The organism is Thalassospira xiamenensis M-5 = DSM 17429 (assembly GCF_000300235.2).
GTDB classification, from domain to species: Bacteria; Pseudomonadota; Alphaproteobacteria; order Rhodospirillales; family Thalassospiraceae; genus Thalassospira; species Thalassospira xiamenensis.
Genome location: NZ_CP004388.1, coordinates 4,264,451 through 4,283,921, shown reverse-complemented (window position 1 = coordinate 4,283,921; position 19,471 = coordinate 4,264,451). Strand labels below are relative to the sequence as shown.

Annotated in this window: 18 protein-coding genes; 8 read left to right on the top strand and 10 right to left on the bottom strand. The window is 53.7% G+C overall.

Annotation, left to right across the window (positions count from 1 at the left end; genetic code table 11):
• Positions 1-74 precede the first annotated feature (74 nt).
• Positions 75-1,121 carry an ABC transporter substrate-binding protein gene (locus tag TH3_RS19770; protein WP_233421809.1) on the bottom strand — a complete coding sequence of 349 codons (1,047 nt, stop codon included), beginning with the start codon at positions 1,119-1,121 and terminating at the stop codon, positions 75-77.
• A 228-nt stretch (positions 1,122-1,349) separates the two neighbouring features.
• Here TH3_RS19770 and TH3_RS19765 point away from each other — a divergent pair, with 228 nt between their 5' ends.
• Both TH3_RS19765 and TH3_RS19760 read left to right on the top strand, forming a co-directional pair.
• Positions 1,350-2,015 (top strand): response regulator transcription factor, encoded by a 666-nt coding sequence (locus TH3_RS19765; protein ID WP_007088617.1) that lies wholly within the window; start codon positions 1,350-1,352, stop codon positions 2,013-2,015.
• A complete protein-coding gene (locus tag TH3_RS19760) occupies positions 2,012-3,418 on the top strand; it encodes a sensor histidine kinase (RefSeq protein WP_007088618.1) in 1,407 nt (468 codons plus the stop codon). Before TH3_RS19765 ends, TH3_RS19760 begins: the two co-directional genes overlap by 4 nt.
• A gap of 8 nt (positions 3,419-3,426) precedes the next feature.
• Here the strand turns inward: TH3_RS19760 and TH3_RS19755 are convergent, their stop codons facing one another.
• Positions 3,427-4,404 (bottom strand): DNA-binding response regulator, encoded by a 978-nt coding sequence (locus TH3_RS19755; RefSeq protein ID WP_223304911.1) that lies wholly within the window; start codon positions 4,402-4,404, stop codon positions 3,427-3,429.
• A 134-nt stretch (positions 4,405-4,538) separates the two neighbouring features.
• On the opposite strand from TH3_RS19755, the gene TH3_RS19750 reads away from it, so the two are divergent.
• The 3 genes from TH3_RS19750 (at position 4,539) to TH3_RS19740 (ending at position 7,782) form a co-directional block, all read left to right on the top strand.
• Entirely contained in the window at positions 4,539-5,705 is a 1,167-nt protein-coding gene (locus TH3_RS19750; RefSeq protein ID WP_007088620.1) for an EAL domain-containing response regulator, read from the top strand.
• Positions 5,706-5,882: 177 nt separating this feature from the next.
• On the top strand, positions 5,883-6,275 hold the full coding sequence (locus TH3_RS19745; protein WP_233421808.1) for a putative pterin-binding protein: 393 nt from the start codon (positions 5,883-5,885) through the stop codon (positions 6,273-6,275).
• Between the two features lie 43 nt (positions 6,276-6,318).
• Entirely contained in the window at positions 6,319-7,782 is a 1,464-nt protein-coding gene (locus TH3_RS19740; protein WP_233421807.1) for a sensor histidine kinase, read from the top strand.
• Positions 7,783-7,828: 46 nt separating this feature from the next.
• Here the strand turns inward: TH3_RS19740 and TH3_RS19735 are convergent, their stop codons facing one another.
• The 4 genes from TH3_RS19735 to TH3_RS19720 all read right to left on the bottom strand — a co-directional run bounded on the left by TH3_RS19735 (position 7,829) and on the right by TH3_RS19720 (position 10,956).
• On the bottom strand, positions 7,829-9,043 hold the full coding sequence (locus TH3_RS19735; protein ID WP_007088623.1) for a response regulator: 1,215 nt from the start codon (positions 9,041-9,043) through the stop codon (positions 7,829-7,831).
• Between the two features lie 22 nt (positions 9,044-9,065).
• Positions 9,066-9,536: a response regulator gene (locus tag TH3_RS19730; protein WP_007088624.1), complete on the bottom strand. Its 471-nt coding sequence runs from the start codon at positions 9,534-9,536 to the stop codon at positions 9,066-9,068.
• A gap of 209 nt (positions 9,537-9,745) precedes the next feature.
• Positions 9,746-10,216 carry a DoxX family protein gene (locus TH3_RS19725; RefSeq protein ID WP_007088625.1) on the bottom strand — a complete coding sequence of 157 codons (471 nt, stop codon included), beginning with the start codon at positions 10,214-10,216 and terminating at the stop codon, positions 9,746-9,748.
• A gap of 38 nt (positions 10,217-10,254) precedes the next feature.
• Positions 10,255-10,956, bottom strand: a complete 702-nt coding sequence (locus TH3_RS19720) for a pirin family protein (RefSeq protein WP_040061315.1) — start codon at positions 10,954-10,956, stop codon at positions 10,255-10,257.
• A gap of 138 nt (positions 10,957-11,094) precedes the next feature.
• Here TH3_RS19720 and TH3_RS19715 point away from each other — a divergent pair, with 138 nt between their 5' ends.
• Entirely contained in the window at positions 11,095-12,006 is a 912-nt protein-coding gene (locus TH3_RS19715) for a LysR family transcriptional regulator (RefSeq protein WP_040060234.1), read from the top strand.
• Between the two features lie 81 nt (positions 12,007-12,087).
• Complete coding sequence (locus tag TH3_RS19710) at positions 12,088-12,891, top strand: sirohydrochlorin chelatase (RefSeq protein WP_007088628.1); 804 nt, start codon at positions 12,088-12,090, stop codon at positions 12,889-12,891.
• Between the two features lie 10 nt (positions 12,892-12,901).
• Here TH3_RS19710 and TH3_RS19705 read toward each other — a convergent pair whose 3' ends face one another.
• Positions 12,902-13,834 carry a LysR family transcriptional regulator gene (locus TH3_RS19705; protein WP_007088629.1) on the bottom strand — a complete coding sequence of 311 codons (933 nt, stop codon included), beginning with the start codon at positions 13,832-13,834 and terminating at the stop codon, positions 12,902-12,904.
• A 100-nt stretch (positions 13,835-13,934) separates the two neighbouring features.
• Positions 13,935-14,111 carry a hypothetical protein gene (locus tag TH3_RS23125; RefSeq protein WP_156486474.1) on the bottom strand — a complete coding sequence of 59 codons (177 nt, stop codon included), beginning with the start codon at positions 14,109-14,111 and terminating at the stop codon, positions 13,935-13,937.
• Positions 14,112-14,345: 234 nt separating this feature from the next.
• Here TH3_RS23125 and TH3_RS19700 point away from each other — a divergent pair, with 234 nt between their 5' ends.
• Positions 14,346-14,795, top strand: coding sequence for a PaaI family thioesterase (locus TH3_RS19700; RefSeq protein ID WP_007088630.1), 450 nt, complete (start codon positions 14,346-14,348; stop codon positions 14,793-14,795).
• 1,483 nt (positions 14,796-16,278) lie between these two features.
• Here the strand turns inward: TH3_RS19700 and TH3_RS19690 are convergent.
• Positions 16,279-17,856 (bottom strand): aldehyde dehydrogenase (NADP(+)), encoded by a 1,578-nt coding sequence (locus TH3_RS19690; protein ID WP_007088632.1) that lies wholly within the window; start codon positions 17,854-17,856, stop codon positions 16,279-16,281.
• A 609-nt stretch (positions 17,857-18,465) separates the two neighbouring features.
• Positions 18,466-19,197 carry a GntR family transcriptional regulator gene (locus TH3_RS19685; protein ID WP_007088633.1) on the bottom strand — a complete coding sequence of 244 codons (732 nt, stop codon included), beginning with the start codon at positions 19,195-19,197 and terminating at the stop codon, positions 18,466-18,468.
• Between the last annotated feature and the right edge of the window lie 274 nt (positions 19,198-19,471).

Sequence of the window (19,471 nt, the reverse complement as noted above, 5' to 3'; positions counted from 1 at the left end):
GGACGGATCGAAAATCCGCCTTCATCAAGCAAGACACCGCCGCATGGTATTTTATTCCGGCCGATACAAAATTTTTACCGGCGATTAAGCAATGCATCCTGCCAGCGGCTTAAAAACCGCTGGCGTTTTGCCTGATCGAGATAAACCAGAAGCCCGGGCCCTACGGGGAATGATCGGACCCGTTCGCCGTAGCGGTCGAAAATCAGCGACGAAAACGGGCTGGGTGGGACATCGGGGCGGACCGGGTTAAAATTCCCTTCATCCTGCAGGATGCTCTGGCCTTCGATAGAAAGGATATAGTCAAGGAATCTGCCGCCAGTTTCCGGGTTGCGCGCGCCGCGCGGAATGATGGCGATACGGGAATAAACAACGATGAAATCATCAGGCAGGATCACCCCAAGATTGGGGTTTCGGCGACTGAATGTTTCTGCATATGATCCCAGCAAATTGTATCCCAGGACCAACTGGCCGTCGGCGATTTTTTCAAGCATCGGGGATGTGTTGGAATACAGTTTTACCCTTGCCTGCCCCAGTGTGCGGACAAAATCCCATATCCCCGAAAAAAAGCGTTCATCGCGTGCCAGAAACAGGAAGCCAACCCCGCTGCGCTCGATATCATAGGTCGTGACTTTTTCGCTGAGCAGATCATCATGATCGTTCAGAAGCCGGATGAGGTCGTTACGTGTTCTTGGAGGTTCGAGATTGTTTTCGCGAAAGAACTGCCGATTATACGCCATTACGGCGGGTTCTTGCGTGACGGCAAATGCTTCGTTGCGCCAGCGCGCCCAGTTTGGCAAAGCGCGGGTCTGATCGCTTTGATGGGAAATGGCATAACCGTCATTCGCCAGTTTCATCTGCAAGTCCATCGAAGAACTGATCACCAGATCGGCGTTTGGTTCTCCGGCTTCATGCTCCGCCAGGGTCTGGTGATACATTTCCAGCGTTTGTAGCTGATGATATTCGACGCGAATTTCAGGGTTACTTTGCTGGAAGCCATCAATCACAGGGCGAAAGGCCTCAATGTCGGCCGATCCATAAATGACGACAGTTCGACTTTCCGATAACAGGTTCTGTTCCGGGTCGCCGGGACCTGTATTTTGCTGTGCAGGAAAAACAAACAACTCGGCAGACGCTGGAAAAACGCGGAAAATTGCTGCGCAGAAAACTGCAATAATGATAGTACTGCGCAGGTTCATTGCTTACAGGCCCTCATTAACCGTTTACGCGCAGGCGTGATGCCAGATGATTATATCAAGGCTTTCCCGATCCGGCAAAATCTGGAAAATTCATGTGGTTCGGGCAATATGTACCAGACCTTTCTGGTTTAACAGGGGACCGGACCCGATACAATGAGAGTCCTTGTCGTAGAAGATCACGCAGCACTTGCCGATGGCATCGCCCGCTCCTTGCAGTTGGCCGGCTATGCGGTTGATGTGATTTCCGATGGCGAGGAAGCGGATGAAATTCTGCGTACACAGGAATACGGTCTTGTGGTGCTTGATCTCAACCTTCCCAGGATGGACGGACTTGAAATACTACGCCGGTTGCGTCATCGCGGGTCAGAAAGTGCGGTGTTGATCCTTACGGCCCGCAATGATATCGATGATCGTGTGCGCGGCCTTGATCTTGGTGCGGATGATTATCTGGCAAAACCGTTTGAACTGATCGAGCTTGAAGCGCGTGTGCGCGCCCTTATGCGTCGCCATTCCGGTACGCATAATACCCGGATCACCTGTGGCCGCCTGACATATGATACCGTAGCCCGCCGTGCGATGATTGATGGCGAGGATATCGAAATTCCAAGGCGAGAACTGAATATCCTTGAGATTCTGTTGCTGCGGCTTGGGCATGTCTTATCCAAGGAACAGATTACAGACCAGCTTGCCGGATTTGAGGATGATATCAGTGCGAACGCGGTCGAACTTTATATTAGTCGATTACGCAAACGCGTCGAAACGGCTGATGTCAAAATCCAGACCATCCGCGGCCTTGGCTATCTGCTGAAAAAAACATGAAGTGGCGTAACGCATCCCTTCGCCGGCGATTGCTGATCTGGCTTCTGATCCCGTTGCTTCTGATCAGTTCGCTGATGCTGTTCGAGGTGCGCAGCAATGCCGTGCATTCCGCCAATCAGGCGTTTGATCGTGCGCTTCTGAGTTCTGCACTGGCAATTGCTGATCGTGTGGTTCTGATTGGCGGCCAGATTGAGGTTGACGTGCCTTATGTCGCGCTTGAGATGCTGACAAGCTCCGCACAGGATCGGGTTTTTTATCAGGTCAGTACTGCACAAGGTGAATTCATCACTGGTTATGAGGAATTACCGCCGGTTCCCGAAAAACTGATGCCACTACTTGAAGAGCCGGTATTTTATGATGCGGAATATAACGGTGAACGTGTGCGGATCGGGGCGTTATCGCGGTATGTTGCCAGTGCAAGGATGGCGACCCGTTTTCACGTACTGGTCGCGGAAACTACCGGAACACGCGAAAGCCTGAGCGAGGATATTCTGGCACGTGCCGCTGTCCGGCAATTCGGACTGATCCTGATTGCGGCTCTTATTGTCTGGTTTGGGATCGGGCAGGGGCTTAAACCGCTGGCGCGATTGGAAGAAGCACTTAACCGCAGATCGCCTTCGGACCTGAGGCCGATTTTGCATGATGTCCCAACCGAAGTGCGCCACCTTGTCGGGGCGATCAACCATTTGCTGAAACGTTTGGAAAATACGCTTTCGACCATGCAGCGCTTTACCGCAGATGCCGCGCATCAGTTGCGGACACCATTGGCGGCGTTACGTACCCAGGCCGAGCTGGGACTGCGTGAAAAGGACCCGGAAAAGCTGCATGATGTCATGGAAAAGCTGGCGGCATCAACGCGTCAGACATCCCATCTTGCCAATCAGTTGCTGGCATCTGCACGGTCCGCGCCCGAAGGTCTGGCCGGACGACCCTTTGTCCGTATTGATCTGGGCGAGATCACCCGTGCGGTCACGGGCAGCAAGGTGCCCGAGGCACTGGAACGCGGTATTGATCTCGGATACGAAGGGATTGACGGGGCGGCCCCGATCATGGGCGATGCGACGCTGATCGAGGAATTGCTGAAGAACCTGATCCACAATGCGTTGACCTATTGCCCAGAAGGCAGTTCGGTCACGGTTCGGTTAATACCCGAGGCAGGTAACAATGCATTCATCAAGCTGGTGGTTGAGGATGACGGGCCGGGCATTGCGCTTGAACATCGCAAGCATGTGTTCGAGCGGTTCTATCGCGTGTCGGATGGCGGGGAAGACGGATGTGGTCTTGGCCTGTCTATTGTGCGCGAAATCGCCTTGCGCCACGATACCCGTATCGGGCTGGATGAACCCGAAAATCACAGCGGCGCGATCTTCTCGGTGCGTTTCCGATTGGCATCAGGCCAATAAAATGCACTTTAACGGCGAAGGGCTGGGATGGTCGACAGCACGGTTTTCATTAATTGCGGCTGCCTGTTAACTCCGATTTTGGAAAACACCGTTTTAAGATAGGTGCGCGCCGAGCTTAGCGAAATACCGACCAGATCTGCGGCCTGATCAAGGGACATTCCTTCTGCCAGTTTTTGTGTCAGTTTGGCCTCGGACCGGGTCAGACCAAACACATCAATCAGATCATCAATTGTTGGCGGCCCCATTCGTTCCGGTTCAACCAGAATGAACACAAAACTGTCTTTCTTGTCAGCACCATTTCGCACACGGCGCAGGAAAACCGAAAGGGCACCTTGTTCATGATCAAGCGAAAAACCGCGTTGCATCGCTGGGACACGACCGGCGGGGGGGTGCAGAAACCGATCCAGATCATCCGGGGCATTGTCGATCAGAAGCCGGTTTTCAGGATTAACCTGCATGGCGGGTGATCGGCGTAGCATTTCCGCAGCCTGTGCATTCATATGTGAAATCGCAAGCCGGTCATCGGTTGCAATCAGCCCCAGATGAAAGAGATCCAGGAATGCCGCGGGGATGGTATCGCGGCTTTCTCCGCGTTTGCGGGCGATTTCGGTTTCGATGCCCTCAAGAACCGTCTTCAGGGCGGTAGGTTTGGGGTAGAACCGAAATACACCGAATTCATTGACCGCGGTTAATGCTGATTGCAGATCGGCATAGCCGGTCAACATGACGATGATCAGATCGCTTCGAAGATTTCGAAGCTTGGCCGCCAGCTCAAGCCCGGTCATGATCGGCATATGAATGTCAAGGATCGCCGCCGTAACATCGGGATCACCAGAAATTTCTGCCAGCGCGGTTTGCGGATTGTTGAAATACAATCCCTGCCAATGCGGGGCGAGACGCGCGAAATTCCGCCGGTGCGATGACAGAAGGTTTTCATCATCATCGACAAAAGCAATGCGGACAGGCTGATCCGACACCATTGTCATGCACACTCCACATATGGGGATATTGGTGCGTCCATCCTGACATTATTCTTCAGTATATCAAGACCTGTATGAACTGGTGAAGATCGTTTGTGCCCAGAATCTTTAAGGTTTCGTACTAACCGGAGTTGTTTCAGATGAGCGTTGCTGCAGCCGGTCTTCCGACGGTTCTGATAGTAGATGATGATGAGAATCTTCTGGCTTCGGTATCCCGTTCTTTGTCCGGAAGCTTTAATTTAGTCAAATATATCAATGGTGAAGCAGCTCTTGAATGGTTATCCAAAAATCGTTCGGGTGTGAATATCATTGTAGCTGATCTGGTGATGCCGACGATTGATGGAATCAGCTTTCTGAAACGTGCATTTCGGTGCGCCCCCGATATTCCGAGGATTCTGCTAACCGGAAATATTTCGGCAGTTCCCATGCGTGAAGCAAACGGTCTGGCAAAAGTCAGTAAAATTCTGACAAAGCCGATTTCGATTTCGACCTTCAAGGAAGTGCTTTTCAAGACGATTGAGGACAAACGCAAAGAAAATCATGCTGATCAACTCATTGCCGATACGTTGAATGAGCTTCTTGATCGATCCGCAGTCATAACCGCGTTCCAGCCCCGTGTCAGTGCCGAAGACTTTTCGCGAACGGGGGGCGAGGTTCTTTGCCGAATGTCCGATGTGCATAAAGGTTATGATATCGGGACAATCATCAGGCAGTGCCAAAATCAGCCTGTCATGGATCGTCTGACGATGTGTTTGATGGATATCACGATTAATTCAGCGCCTGTTTATCGCAAAATTCTGGGTTCAGGTGCCCTGTTGTCACTTAATCTTGATTACGTCTCGGTTTGCAACAGCCAGTTCGTTCAGGCTTTGTCTGGCTTTGTTGCTGAAATGCAGAAATGTGGTTTGGAAGTCGCGTTTGAAATTCATGAAATGCAGCTCGGCAAGATTGACGAAAATTTTATAAAAAACGCGAGGTTTCTCTCAGATCGCGGAATACGAATTTTTATCGATGGGTTTGGGGCTGATAAAGGGGCGTTGGAGTTGCTGCGCCACGAATTTTTTGTTGGCGTTAAACTTGATCGTCGATTGATCCGCCAGGTGATGGAAAATGACGATACGGGCAGGTTTATTTCTTGGATTGTCCAGATATGCCGACAGATTGATTATTCGGTCGTCGCCACCGGCGTTGAAAATGAGGCAACAGCCCTTCGTCTCAGAAGTTATGGCGTTGATGAATTGCAGGGATATCTGTTTGGTATGCCACAACCGATTGAAGAACATATTCCAAGTATCTTTACGCAATGAACCGGCCATACAGCCATTTTTTCCGGTCCAGCTATTGTTGTAACCCTTTGGCGTGACCAATGTGTAAATCAGTTTCGGAGTACAACTATGATGATGAAAACGATCATTAAATTTACGATGGCTTTGTGTGTCATCGGTTTTCTCTCAACGGAAAACGCCCGAGCAGCCGGAAAGCTCATGCTCTCAAACACGGGCGGTGAAACGGTGACTGTCTCGTTTGATGAATTGACCAAACTGCCAAGCACCGAGTTTTACACCTCGACCCCATGGACGGATGGTGTTCAGAAATTTCAGGGTGTCGATTTCGACGTTCTGTTCGATACCTATGGCATCACCGCCGATACAGTCCGCGTTTCTGCGCTAAATGATTATAGCGTGATGGTTCCGGCTGGTGTCCTGCGTCGTGACAATGCCATCCTGGTTTATCGACTTAATGATGCGGAAATGTCGGTACGAGACAAAGGGCCGTTTTGGGTTGTGTTCCCCTATGACAGCGATACCCGTTTCCAGACTGATACCTATTGGTCTTATTCCGTCTGGCAGGTGAAGTCGATTGATGGGCAAAACTAGAAATTTTCTGTCAAAAATATCGAACAGGGCCATTTTTTCAATTTTGGCTCTGTTCGTTGTTCTTTATGGGGTTTTCTCGATCGCAATCGTAAGAAAGCTCGAAGATGAGAAATTTGCCTATCGCGAAAATTTTGCATGGGCAGTTTTCCAGATTCAGCGGCAGTTCCTCGAAATCGAACGGTATATCGAGTATGCCCGTTCCGATGGCGTTGTTGAGAGGGAGGAGCTTGAAAAGGTTTTACTGGAATATGAAATCTTTGTTAGCAGAACCCTATTGGTCAAGCAGGGCGAAGGGTTTCAGGTTTTAGCCCAAATCCCGGAAGTTGGCGATTTGCTTGGGATGCTTGATAAAAAGATCGCACGGATTGATGAGCGGATCAAAAGCGTATCGAACGCGACTGCATTGGTGGAATTTATCCGCGAAGAACTTGTGTCGATCGATGATCCCTTGCAGCAAGCGGTGGTGCGGACAACAAATTTTGTGTCAGTCTACAATGCAAGTAACATCGCGAGCGTAAAGTCCGACATAGAGATTCTGTCATATCTATTCTTTTCCGGGATGATCGTGATGATTGGCCTGGCGATCTTTGTAATTCGTCACCGTCAACGTGCATTTGCCGCTGATATCGATGCAAGACGCGCACGTCAGGAACAGGAAGTGATTGAAGAAGCTGCAGATTACGCGAAAATGCATGCTTTGGGGACGCTGGCTGGTGGGGTTGCACATGAAATCAATACCCCAGCCCAATACATACAGAACAATCTTGAATTTCTCTCTGACAGCTTTGACGATTTCGTTCATGCACTCCGCAAAGACGAAGGTGACGGGTCTGTTCGTCTTGAACTGGCGCCGGAACGGATCGATTTTATGACCGAAGAAATACCGCTTGCGATCCGCGAGAGCATTCAGGGGCTTGATCGCATAGCGGAAATTGTTCGTGGTATCCGGAAATTTGCCCATCCTACAACGGACTCTGTGGAACGGATTTCCATCGCCGAGGAAATTGAAACGGCGATAACGTTGACGCGCAACCAGGTCAAACATGTCGCCGAACTCGAACAAAGCTATGATACGGACGTCACCGAAGTTGAAGGGCGGCGGAACCATTTGTCACAGGCCCTGATCAACCTGATCGTCAATGCTTCGCAGGCGATCCGCGAGTCGGGCCAACGTTCCGGCAAAATCAAACTGAATGTCACGTCGGACGCTGAGAATGTTTTTATCCGATTACGCGATAATGGCGGTGGTGTCCCCGAGGATTTACGAGATCGAATTTTCGATTATTTCTTCACGACGAAGGAACGGGGCGTTGGGACGGGGCAGGGTTTGCCGATATGTCGGAAATTGATTCAGGACGATTTTAACGGTGACTTGACCCTTTCCGCTCCGGACGGCGAAGGGGCGGAATTCGTTATTCGAATTCCGAAACCTGGTGTTCGATCAACTGATGATGATAGTGCATTGAATTACACCGCGACCGATGAATTCTACGACATCCGGTCGTGATGTTCATGGCCGTTGGCATCGTTTGACTGAGATGGAAGGTGATTGGTCAGGCTTGGTTATCGCCAAGTGGGGCACAATGACGTTCCCAATTCGCCCATTTTTGCTGGGCATCACAATGGGCGATGAAACCCGAAGCGCGATCATATTTTGCCGCCCGGGTATGACGGTCATTGCCAAACTTGCGGGCAAAATGCTGGGCTGCATAAACGATCAAAAGAGACAGCGAGTCACGGGTTGGCGCAGCTTCGGGGCGATGATGAAAAGCAATGTTTTCGACAATTTCGTGTTTAAAACCCCAGAGAGCGGCCAAGCATGCCGATACGGCAGGATGAGACACTCCAATCTCGCCGATCTCAGTGGAAATGATATCGCATTGATCGTCGTCGGCCTGCTTGCGGCTTAAAGCAACCTGATCAGGTATTACATGCTCCATCACATTCAGGCCGATATGACACAGCAATGCTGCTGCCCGAATCAGATCAATTGTTTCTGAGGGCATGCCTTCAAGTTTTGCGATCCCGGCCGCCATATTGCCCAGAATGAGGCAGCGATCTATTGGCTGGTCGATATTGTCAGGATCAAATCTGGTTTGCTGTCCATGCAAGGTCCAAATGACACATAGTGCCTTGATGGTTTCAAGACCGAACAGGTCAATCAGGGTAACGAGATCCGGACCCTCTGTTGGCAGGATCAGCTTTTCGCGCCGCGCCATTTCGCATACCAGCATAATAAAACCAGGATTTTCAAAGGAGAATTCCTGTAGTTCGTTCTGACTGTGTGGTCCCTTATATTGCAGAATTGCATGAAGCCGGTAAAACACCGGGGGCCAGACAAGTTCAGCAGGCATGCGGTACAGAATATTGATCAGCTGGGGGTCTCGCAGATAGTTGCGCAGTATCAGGCCACGTTCGATGGCATGAATAACTTCCTGATCGCTGCAGGGTTTCATCAGGAAATGATGGGTTGCCGCAAGACCGGTCTGGATAGCCTGTTCATCGGCGTAGCCGGAAAGAAGGATGCGTGCGGTATCCGGATATTTCCGGGCAACAGACCGAAGCAATTCTGCCCCGTCCATCTCGGGCATGCGCATGTCCGAAACAATGACATCTGCACTATGCTGATCCAGATTTACGAGTGCTTCTGCGCCGCTGGTGCAAAACCGCAGTTTCCAATTCGGGCGTTTGGATACAATACGGCGGCGTAATCCGCTGAGGACATGGGGATCATCATCGACGAAAATGATTGAAGCGCTTTCTGGCATCCCGGCTCCTTCGCGGAAGGGTTCAGGCAATTGCTGCCATCAGGCTGGCAGCATCGCAGGGTTTTGACAATACAAATGCGGCTCCTACCGATACGGCTTCTTTGCCCATATCCGGATCAAAAAAGCCGGTCAGCATGATCATGCGGGTGCCTTCTGCATGTTTGATTTGTCGGCGTTTGATTTCATAGAGCGTTTCGATCCCCGACATGCCGGGCATCATGTAATCAATCAGTATGACGTCATAGCTTTGCTGTTTTCGCGACAGTTGCGCCATCATCTGAAGTGCGGTTTCACCGTTTTCTGCAACATCGACGGATTGTGCTCCGCCGCTGCGCAAAATCCGACGTATAGAGAAGCGGACTTCGATACTGTCGTCCACGATCAGGAACTTTTTCTGCGCGTTCGGTTTGCCAAAAGCATTGTCACCCTTACAGCGACGCAAGCCATCGGCAATGGCAATATCATTATGGCTATTGGATTTTATCGCGTTCATTTCTCAAACTCTGACCGTAATGGTTTCCTGAAGACCGGTTGATCAAAATACTGGTTCAGTTGGCAGTCTTTTATGTGTGGATGTTACGTCGATTGAGAAGAGCCACATATCCCTATATAGGGAGGGAAACAAAAAAGGGCTGCCGGTAAAGGCAGCCCGAAGTCGTTGTTCAGGGAAGAGGGAAGGTCGTTGCGTTGGAGTGAGCAGGATCAGAATTCGATACCAATCTTGCGATCGATCGAATATTTTCCGCCGCCACGGATCAGAACCGAAAGTGCCATCAGGCCCCAGAAGACCGGCATTTCAAACCCGGCATTGTTCCATGCATACCCGTTGGGCAGATGAATGGTGACCGCAACAGCCATAAAGGCAATCACAGCGGCGGCAACCGGACGGGTCAGAAGGCCCACAGTCAGCATCAGGCCGCCCACGAATTCCAGAAGCCCGATCAGAAGGGCAAACAGGAAGCCCGGGGCAAAGCCGATGCTTTCAAGCCAGCCAGCCGTACCTTCAAGGCCATAGCCACCAAAGGCACCAAACAGTTTCTGGGCACCGTGCGGGACCAGAAGAAGACCCGTGGTGACGCGGACGATCACGGGTGAAAGAGGTTCAAGGGCAGCCCACAGATTGCCAAGGGCCGGGATAATTGGACGTGGTTTGGAGCATTCAAGGGACGACATATTCGTTTTCCTTTGAAGGGTCGGACCGGAAGACCGGCTCAGGCGACCATGTCAAAAACAAGAGCTTCGGCTTCGGTTGCGTCGGTGAAGACAAGTTCGTCTTCGTCCCGGATGGCGGCACCATCGCCGGCCTTCAGGGTTTCGCCATTAACGCTCAGCATGCCGCGTGCCACCTGAACCCAGGCAATCCGGCCCGTTTCGATTTTGTGGGATGCCGTTTCACCTTCACCCAGATGGGCAACGTAAAGGTCAACATCCTGATGAATGGTGATCGATCCATCCCGGCCGGTGCGGCTGCCGATCAGTGACAGGCCCGAACCCGTATCGGAACGTGCGATTTCCTTTTCCTCGTAACCCGGTTCGAGGTTCGCGGCTTCGGGTATGACCCAGATTTGCAGGAAATGAACCGGCTTCTCCTTGGAATGGTTGTATTCCGAATGACGGATGCCGGTACCGGCAGTCATGCGTTGCAGGCGGCCCGGACGGATAACGGAACCGGTGCCAAGGCTGTCTTTGTGTTCAAGCGCGCCATCAAGCACATAGGAAATGATTTCCATATCCTTGTGGCCGTGCGTGTCGAAACCGGCACCGGGGATAACCCGGTCTTCGTTAATCACGCGCAGCGGGCCCCAGCCCATCCGTTTCGGGTCGTAATAGTGACCGAAGGAAAAAGTGTGATGGGAGTCAAGCCAGCCAAACTGGGCGCGGCCACGGTCGGCAGATTCGATCTTGGTAATCATGTTGGTCTCCATCGCTGGGTTGTCGTTTGTTGGAGCCAGAATACGCTTTTCGGCGAAAGTGACAATTATCGTAAAAATGTGCATACTGTCGCAGATTATGCGACAATTGTTGTGACCTTCGCCAGATGGAGCGTTCGGATGGACAAGCTGGTAAGCTTGCAAACCTTTGTAAAAGTGGTTGATGAAGGAAGCTTTGCCGCCGCGGCACGTGCCATCGGGCAATCACGGTCCCAGGTTAACCGCGCTGTTATTGCACTTGAAGAAGACCTGGGCGTGCAGCTTTTGAACCGTACGACCCGTCAGGTTGCTGTCACGCCAAGCGGGCGCGCTTTTTATGACCGGGCCAAGGCTGTTTTGGCCGATTTGCACGAAGCAGAAGAAGCCATTCGTGAAAACCGCGCAACCCCGTCGGGGGATATTCGCATCAATGCGCCGATGTCCTTTGGCACCCTGCATCTGGGGCCTGCTTTGGTCGATTTTGCCCGTGAATACCCTGAAATACGGGTGGAGCTGGCACTTTCGGACCGGTTCATCGATCCGGTTGCTGATGGTTACGACATGACGGTGCGGATCAGTCAGCCAAGCGAGACATTGGCACTGATTGATCACGAAATCATTCCGATGAACCGGGTTCTGTGTGCATCGCCGGAATTCATCCGAAAGCATGGCGAACCTGTATCGCCCCGTGATCTGGCAACCTTGCCTTGTTTGCATTACGGTAGCTTGCCCGCCGGGTCGAGCTGGAAGATGACCGGACCGGACGGACCGGTTTCGGTGCAGGTGAATGGCGTGTTCTGCTGCAACAATGCCGAGGTTCTGCGTGATGCAGCCCTGGCTGATCTCGGATTGGCATTATTGCCGACCTTTATCGCCGGTCCGGATTTGCAAAGCGGCAATCTTGTCAGTGTTTTGTGTGATTATACCTCGCCAGAGCTTTTCCTGTATCTGTTGTATCCGCCCAGTCGGCAGTTATCGGCGCGTATCCGGCTTCTGGTTGATTTTCTTTATGACCGGTTTGGCGGGCAACCGCGTTGGGATCTGGTACAATAATCTGCCTGTGGTGAAATCCGATCTCTTGCGAGGTCCGTACAAAGCTTTAGATCTGAACCAGCTTTGGAACTGTTCAAGGACATGGCGGAATTCGATATGCCGACCCTGATGATTGTGTCGCACGGTAACAGTGGTAATGGCGGTGATCCTGCGGGAACACTGGCAGAAGCCGTGCGCGACCATTGGGCTGGTTTTGTGCATCATGGCTATATGCGCAGCCAGCCTTCGGTTGCGGATCAATTGGCAAAGCTGAAACGCAATCACGCCGCCAGCGAACTGATCGTCTTTCCGCTGTTTTTCAGTGAAGGTTATCTGGTGTTTCAGGAATTGCCGCGCAATTTGCGTGATGCCGGACTTGATCGTGCGGTAATTCTGCCGCCTGCAATCAATTTGCCCGGTTTTGCGGAGATGGTTTCACGTCATGTGAATTCCGCGATGGTGCGGCGTGGCTGGGATTGTTCGGAAACGTCGGTATTTCTTGTGCCGCATGGCCTGAAAACCCTGACCAAAGCATTGCCGGAAACCGTCAGGCTTGCCAATGAAGTGGGTCAGTTCTGCCCCGATGCAGAAATTTGCATTGGAAATATCGAAGGCAACCCGTCCCTTCGCGATTGGCGGAAAATTGGCTCGCGCAAACGGGCTGTGATTGTTCCGATGCTGGCTGGCGGCGGCACGCACGCCACCACCGATCTGCCGGAAATGATTGCCGGGCAACCCGATGAAGCCATTGAGATACTTGATCCGATTGGCGAGTGGGCCGAATTACCCGACTTGATCCTGAAGGAAGCCGCAAAATACGTCCGGACTGAAATGGGCAGGCCAAATCTGCGGTTAAGCGTGAATGCCAAAGACGGCCATGCCGCAAGCAGTGCAGCCATTGTATAAAATGGCGTGATCAGCCAAGACCCGGTTTGACTGTTGTTTCGGACGATTTCTTTAACAGATAGTCCCGGAATATTTTGGCCGAACTGGTCAGGGTATCCTCGCCGTCATGCACGATCAGCAACTGGCGTTTGGCCCAGCTATCGGCAATCGGCGCGCCGGAAATATTCATGTGGTCAATGTAACCGGCAACCGAGCTTTGCCGCAGGAAGCCGATGCCAAGTCCGGCGGCGATCATCTGGCGCAAGGAGCCAAAACGCATGACCTTGATATGCGGATGCATGTCGTGATGCAGTTTGCCCGCCGCCTCGCTGATCAGATCATCAATCACGCCGCCCTCGTGCAGGGAAATGATGTCGTATTTTGCGGCTTCGGCAAAGGTAACCGGGGCCGGATTGGATGGATCGGGGATCAACGGATGGCCCTTGGGCGTCACAACCCAGATCGGGTCGTCGCAAAAGACGTGGTTCGACAAACCCTGACACGGGCCGTTATCGGCCATGATCGCCAGATCGGCACGACCTTCGCGGACGGCATCGGATGACTCGCGAGATGTCAGTTCACGGACATCGACGGTCACATCGGGGAAATCACGTTGAAAATCGGCCAGAAAAGCAGGCAGTCCGGTGAGGATTGCCGAGGTTACGGCAGCAAGATAGATCTTGCCTTTTTCGCCGGTATTGAAATCGCGCAGCTCGTTTGACAGGTGATTAAGATCACCCAGAAGCTTTTCGCCGTAGCGCGCGAAAATCGCACCTTCTTCCGTCGGTTCGACACCGCGGGGCAGACGGCGCAGCAGCTTGACGCCAAGCATGGCTTCAAGTTCACCGATGCGGCGACTTACAGCCGATGTCGCGATATGTTCGCGCCGGGCGGCCTCATTGATGCTTCCGGCGCGCACAATGGCGACAAACAACCGGATCGTGACGATATCAAACTTTTGCATTCAACCGTTTTCGGTTGTTTGGTTGAAACCGTCAAGGGCGATGAATTGTCAGCATCTTTTGGATGCCAATCCTCAAACCCGCAGGGTCAGAGAGGGCGAATTAGCCCTCGACCTGACGCCATGCATTGTTCCATTCGGTCATCAGTTCATCATGGGTGCGTGCTTTCGACGATTTCATGATCACGGCGACCTGAAGCGCATGAACAAGGTTGGTGAACCAGTTGACGCGAACTTCGCGTTCGATGGTGGTGGTGTCTTTAAGTGCAAGCGTTGCCATGGTTAGGTTCCTTTGCGTCTGGGGTGATTTCAAATGTACCAGAAGCCGTTTGAACCCACTATTCTCGTTTCACCGCTATCCCCTTCTTGTTTGGAGAACGATAGATATAAGTAATTGATATTGATTGATTAACTTATATCGCAATGCACAATCTATTGCCAAACTCGCATGGTCCAAAATGTTGGATTTATCTGCTATAGATTGGCAAACAGGATTTACGCAAAGGTCGGCGACATGAGTGATGTGGATGACAATCTTGCCTGGGAACAGGCGCATGGTAGCGGGCTTCAGGCTTATCTGGGCTATCAGGTTGTTGAATGGGAAGAAGACCGTGCCGTGGTCGAGCTTGAAATCAGGGATCATCACCGCAATCGGGCGGGCATCCTGCATGGTGGCGTGATTGCGACCCTGATGGACACGGCGTCGGGCTGTGCCGTCTGTTACTGCGCTGTTCCGGGGAATGTCCGCAAATCGCTGACCCTGTCACTGACGACCAATTTCATCGGGATGGCAACCGGCGGCACGGTGCGGGTTGAGGGACGCAAACAGGGCGGCGGGCGCAAGATCGTCTTTACCGAAGCCACGGCCTATAACGCGGCGGGCGAGGTGATTGCAACCGCGACCGGCACCTTCAAATACCATCGCGGCAGCGAGGACCCGAACGGGGTGCCGCGCGACGCATAGGGTTTATGAAAATACAGGACGGCCCCGGATGGTTGCATGCTCCGCCTTTCTGACCGGGTATAAAGTTTTTTCAAAAAGTTCTTGATTTGTTCTTTTCATTGTGGCATAAGGACAAAGTCAACGGGAGAAATGCACCCGGACCGAAACTCGCGAAGCGCCTTGTGCGCCTCGCGGGTTTTTGCGTTTGGGGCGGAATCAAAGAGGTGATCGGGATGCAGGGACAAAGATTGAGGCAGGGTCGCGGGGCAATCCGCAGGATGCTCATCGGCGGATGGCGAAGCCATTACGGCGGCATTCCGCGTTGGTGCTAACAGGTTTCGAAAACGCTTATTTGTCATGACGGGAGAGGTGCGTCTTGTCGGGGAACGGACCCCGAATTTGCCGGAAGCGGCAGCAATGGCAGCAGTGGCGGCGGGGATTTGTGGCCCGTCAGCGGTGGGCAGGTTGGGGGCAGTACGCCCGAAGAGTGTCTACTGGTGAAAATGGCGAACGCCCGAGGTGTGTCTGGATGTCGGGGTGGCAGGTTGCCGCCTTGGCCGGACGGTGATCGAGGCGGCAAAGAGCCGGTGGGCGGTCCGTGGGACGCCAGTTGGCGTGGTTGCTGGAGGTCCGAGGTTTGTCCGGCGTCGGTGGTCATGGGATTGGCGAAAGGGGTCGGAGCGGGCAGCGAGGTTATGGGCGGTCCGTTGGTCGTCAGTTGGCGTGGTTGCTGGAGGCCCGAGGTTTGTCCGGGCTTGGTGGTCCTGGCATTGCCGAAAGGGGCCGGAGCGGGCAGTGAGGTCGTTGGCCGTCGGTGGGCCGTCAGTGGACCGTCTGGTGGTGGGGCCGATGGAGGCCCGAGATTTGTCGAGGGGTGCTGGAAGTTCCGCATCGCCAGTCGTCGTGGAGGATTTGCCGGAAGAGGCAGCAGGGCAGCATTGGGTCGTGATCCGCCAGCGGTTGACAGGTGGGGCATTCGTCAGAAGGCCGTCTGTCGGCGAGGGTGGCGAAAGTCCGGGATTTGTCCAGAGTTGCCGAAAGTCCTGCATCGCCGGAAGTGGTCGTGGAGCAGGCCTTGAGCCTGATGGTCGTCTGTTGCGACGTTGATGGAAGCCGAGGTTTTTCCGGGCTTCGTGGTCATGGATTTGCCGGAACGGGCCGTAGCGGGCAGCGAGGTTGTGGACCGTCTGCTGGCGAGGATGGTGGAGGCCCGAGGTTTGTCGGGGCTCGGTGGTCATGCAATTGGCGGATGGGACTGGAGCGGGCGGTAAGCCTGTGGCTGTCAGTGGATCGTTCGTTGGTGGGGCTGTTGGAGGCCCGTGTTTTGGCCGGGCGGGGCATTGAGCCTGCTTACGGGAAAACCGGCCTGTTGCCGTGCTTTCGGAGTCTGGCGTTCTATCCTGCCATTGCCGTCAGGATGATCCGGGTGTCCTTGACCGCCTCATAAGGCAGAAGGGCGCGCCTTTGTGACGCGCCCTTTGCAGATTGTTTGATGTGGCCGGGATTATTTCGGCATCTGCCATTTGCCGTTTACAAGGCGCGGGATGTTAAGCGGGTTCGCGTCCTTGAGGGCTTCGGGCAGCAATGCATCCGGGAAGGCCTGATAGGAGACCGGGCGGATGAAACGTTTGATCGCGAGCGACCCAACCGATGTTGCACGGGAATCCGTGCTTGCCGGATAGGGTCCACCGTGGACCATGGAGTGGCAGACCTCGACCCCGGTTGGCCAGCCATTGATCAGGATGCGGCCCGCACATTTTTCAAGGGCGGGGCGCAGTTTCCCGGCCAGTTCGGCATCGGCATCAACCATATGAACGGTCGCGGTCAACTGCCCGATCAGGGTGGCGGACAGGGCAACCATTTCTTCGGGCGTGTCGCATTCGACAATGATGCCAGCCGGGCCGAACATTTCTTCGGCCAGTTCCGGGTTGGCCTGCCAGTCGGCAGCGGTGGTGCGGAAGATCGCCGGGCTGCCTTCGAACGGGCCGTCGCTGTCGCGGCGTTTAAGCGCGCAGGTTACCTTGGCGTGACCGGCCATGGCATCGGTGACATGATGATAGGCGCTTGATACACGATCCGTCAGCATGGCGGCACCGCCAACCTGACCGAGTTCGGCGGCAGCAGTTTCGACAAAGGCATCAAGATCGGCACCCTTAAGCGCGATCAGAAGACCCGGATTGGTGCAGAACTGACCAACACCCATGGTCAGCGACCCGACCCAGCCCTTGGCGATTTCAACGGCCTTGGCACCCATCGCTTTTGGCATCAGGAAGACCGGGTTGTTGCTGCCGAGTTCGCCATAGAACGGGATCGGTTCCGGGCGGGAAACAGCAATATCAAACAGCGCACGACCGCCACCGGTCGAGCCGGTGAAGCCGACCGCCTTGATCAGCGGATGGGCGACCAGCGCCTGACCGACCTTGCGGGTGCCGCCATGGATCAGGCTGAACACGCCCTTTGGCATGCCGGTTTTTTTAATCGCGGCTTCGATGGCCTTGGCAACGACTTCGGACGTGCCGGGGTGGGCGGCGTGGCCCTTGAACACGACCGGGCAACCCGCAGCCAGTGCCGATGCGGTGTCACCGCCCGCGGTCGAAAATGCCAGCGGGAAGTTTGACGCACCGAAAACACCGACCGGGCCAAGTGCCTTGTGCATCACGCGGATGTCGGGCTTTGGCAGGGGTTGACGATCCGGCTGGGCGGTTTCGATACGGGCTTCGAACCATGATCCTTCTTCGATCCAGTCGGCAAAGAAGCGCAACTGGCCCACGGTGCGGCCGCGCTCGCCGGTCAGGCGTGCCGCGGGCAGGGCTGATTCAAGATTGCCGATTTCGGTGATTTCATCGCCGCGTGCATCAATTTCATCGGCAATCGCGCGCAGGAAGGCCGCGCGTTTGGCCGGCAGCATCGCCGCAAATTCTTCGGCACAGGCATTTGCCGCCTGAACCGCCTGATCCACCAGTTCCTCGGTGCCGTGCTGGAACTTTGTTGGCAGTTTTTCACCCGTCGAAGGATTGTCGGCCTGAAACACATCCGGACCGTTCAGCCATTCGCCTGCAATATAGTGCTGTCCATTCAGCATGGAGCCTCCTGTGGGGTTGGCGTGTTTGTATGATGATACCGTGCAAAGGGTTGGGCCGTGGATTGCGGTAATCTGCAAACGCCCGATTTGCGCGGTTTTCTTCGGCGCAGCTTAGGAAATCGGGGCGGCGATGTAAATATCATATTATATGACAAAATTGACATCGGCAGCCGCAAGTAGAGATTCAATCAGTTAAGTATCATTGGATAATTTATACAATTATATTTGGTCAGAGAAAGCGACGGGCGTGTGGGCCCGTCAGAATTCAGATTACTGACAAAGCCCGGAATGGATCAAAATCGCCATTTCGAGCAAAGCGGCGCGCAGACCCGGAATCCATATCCCATTGAAACAGAATGGATTCCCGCCGTCGTGGGAATGATGTTCTGGTTGGGCATACTGTGTCAGTAGTCTGCGGGCGTGTATGCCCGTGCCGTATAGTGCTGCGCTGTGTTGTGCCGCGCATTACGGCCAAGGATTACTGGCTAGGGATTTCTGGCCAAGGATTTCTGGCGTGTTCGGGCGGAAGCTGCGCGGTCCGCCCCATGACTTCACGGAAGCCGATAACGGGTGCTGATATTTGAAAATCCCGACCCATCACTGGCCGGATTAGCTGGCAACCGATTTGGGATTTCGGCCAAAGATGCTGGCGAAATCGGTTTTGGCCGGTTTGGGGCGTTGAAGCTGCAACCGGTCGCGAATGGCATCAAGGTGTTTGGCCATTTCAGCGGCCGCCACATCCGGGTCGCCGTCCAGAAGGGCGTTCAAAAGGCTTTCATGTTCCGAGTGAGAGCAATCAACCGGTTGCGGGCTTTCATACATCGCAATGATCAGCGAGCTTCGCAGGATCAGGCGTTCCAGAAATTCCTCGATCACCAGATTGCCAGCAAGGCGTGCCAGCAAAAGGTGGAATTCCCCCGACAGGATAATGGCGGCGCGGTGATCGCCGGCGTGATGGGCCTGATGTTCGCGTTCCAGATGTTCGCGGATCTGGCTTGCCCGGTCGGGCGTCATGTTGGCGGCGATTTTGCGGACCACCCCATCCTCGATCATGCGGCGCGCCGAAAAGACCTCTATCGCCTCGTCAATGGTCGGTTCGGCGATGAAGGCACCGCGATTTGGGACCAGATTGATCAGCTTGTCATGTGCGAGCTGCAAAAATGTGGCCCGGATGCGCGCCCGGCTGACCGAGAAGGTTTTGGCGAGATCTTCTTCGATCAGTTTCATGCCTGGTTCCAGCCGCCGGTCAAGAATGGCGTCGAGCATTTCCCGATAAATCAGTTCTTCCGGGCGAAGTTTACCGCTGCCTTTATAGGGGGTGGGCTGTGCAGGGTTGGCCATCGCGGCGCGTCTTTCCGGTTGTTCATTCGAGGGGTCAATTCTTTTCTACAAAATTGTTGACGATCTGCAAAACAAAAAAATGCGACTGTCCTTTTGGGTGAGTCGGAATGGCATTGCATCAGGTTTAATCAAAAGAATGCTGCTGCGCAAAAATTGCGCACAAGTTGCGTATGAATCGGGCATTGGCCGGTTTTGTCGCCTTGGGGTTTTGTGTGCGTTTCGCGGAAAACCGCCGATCCTGAAAATGGCATGCAATTTGCCTACAATCGAAAAT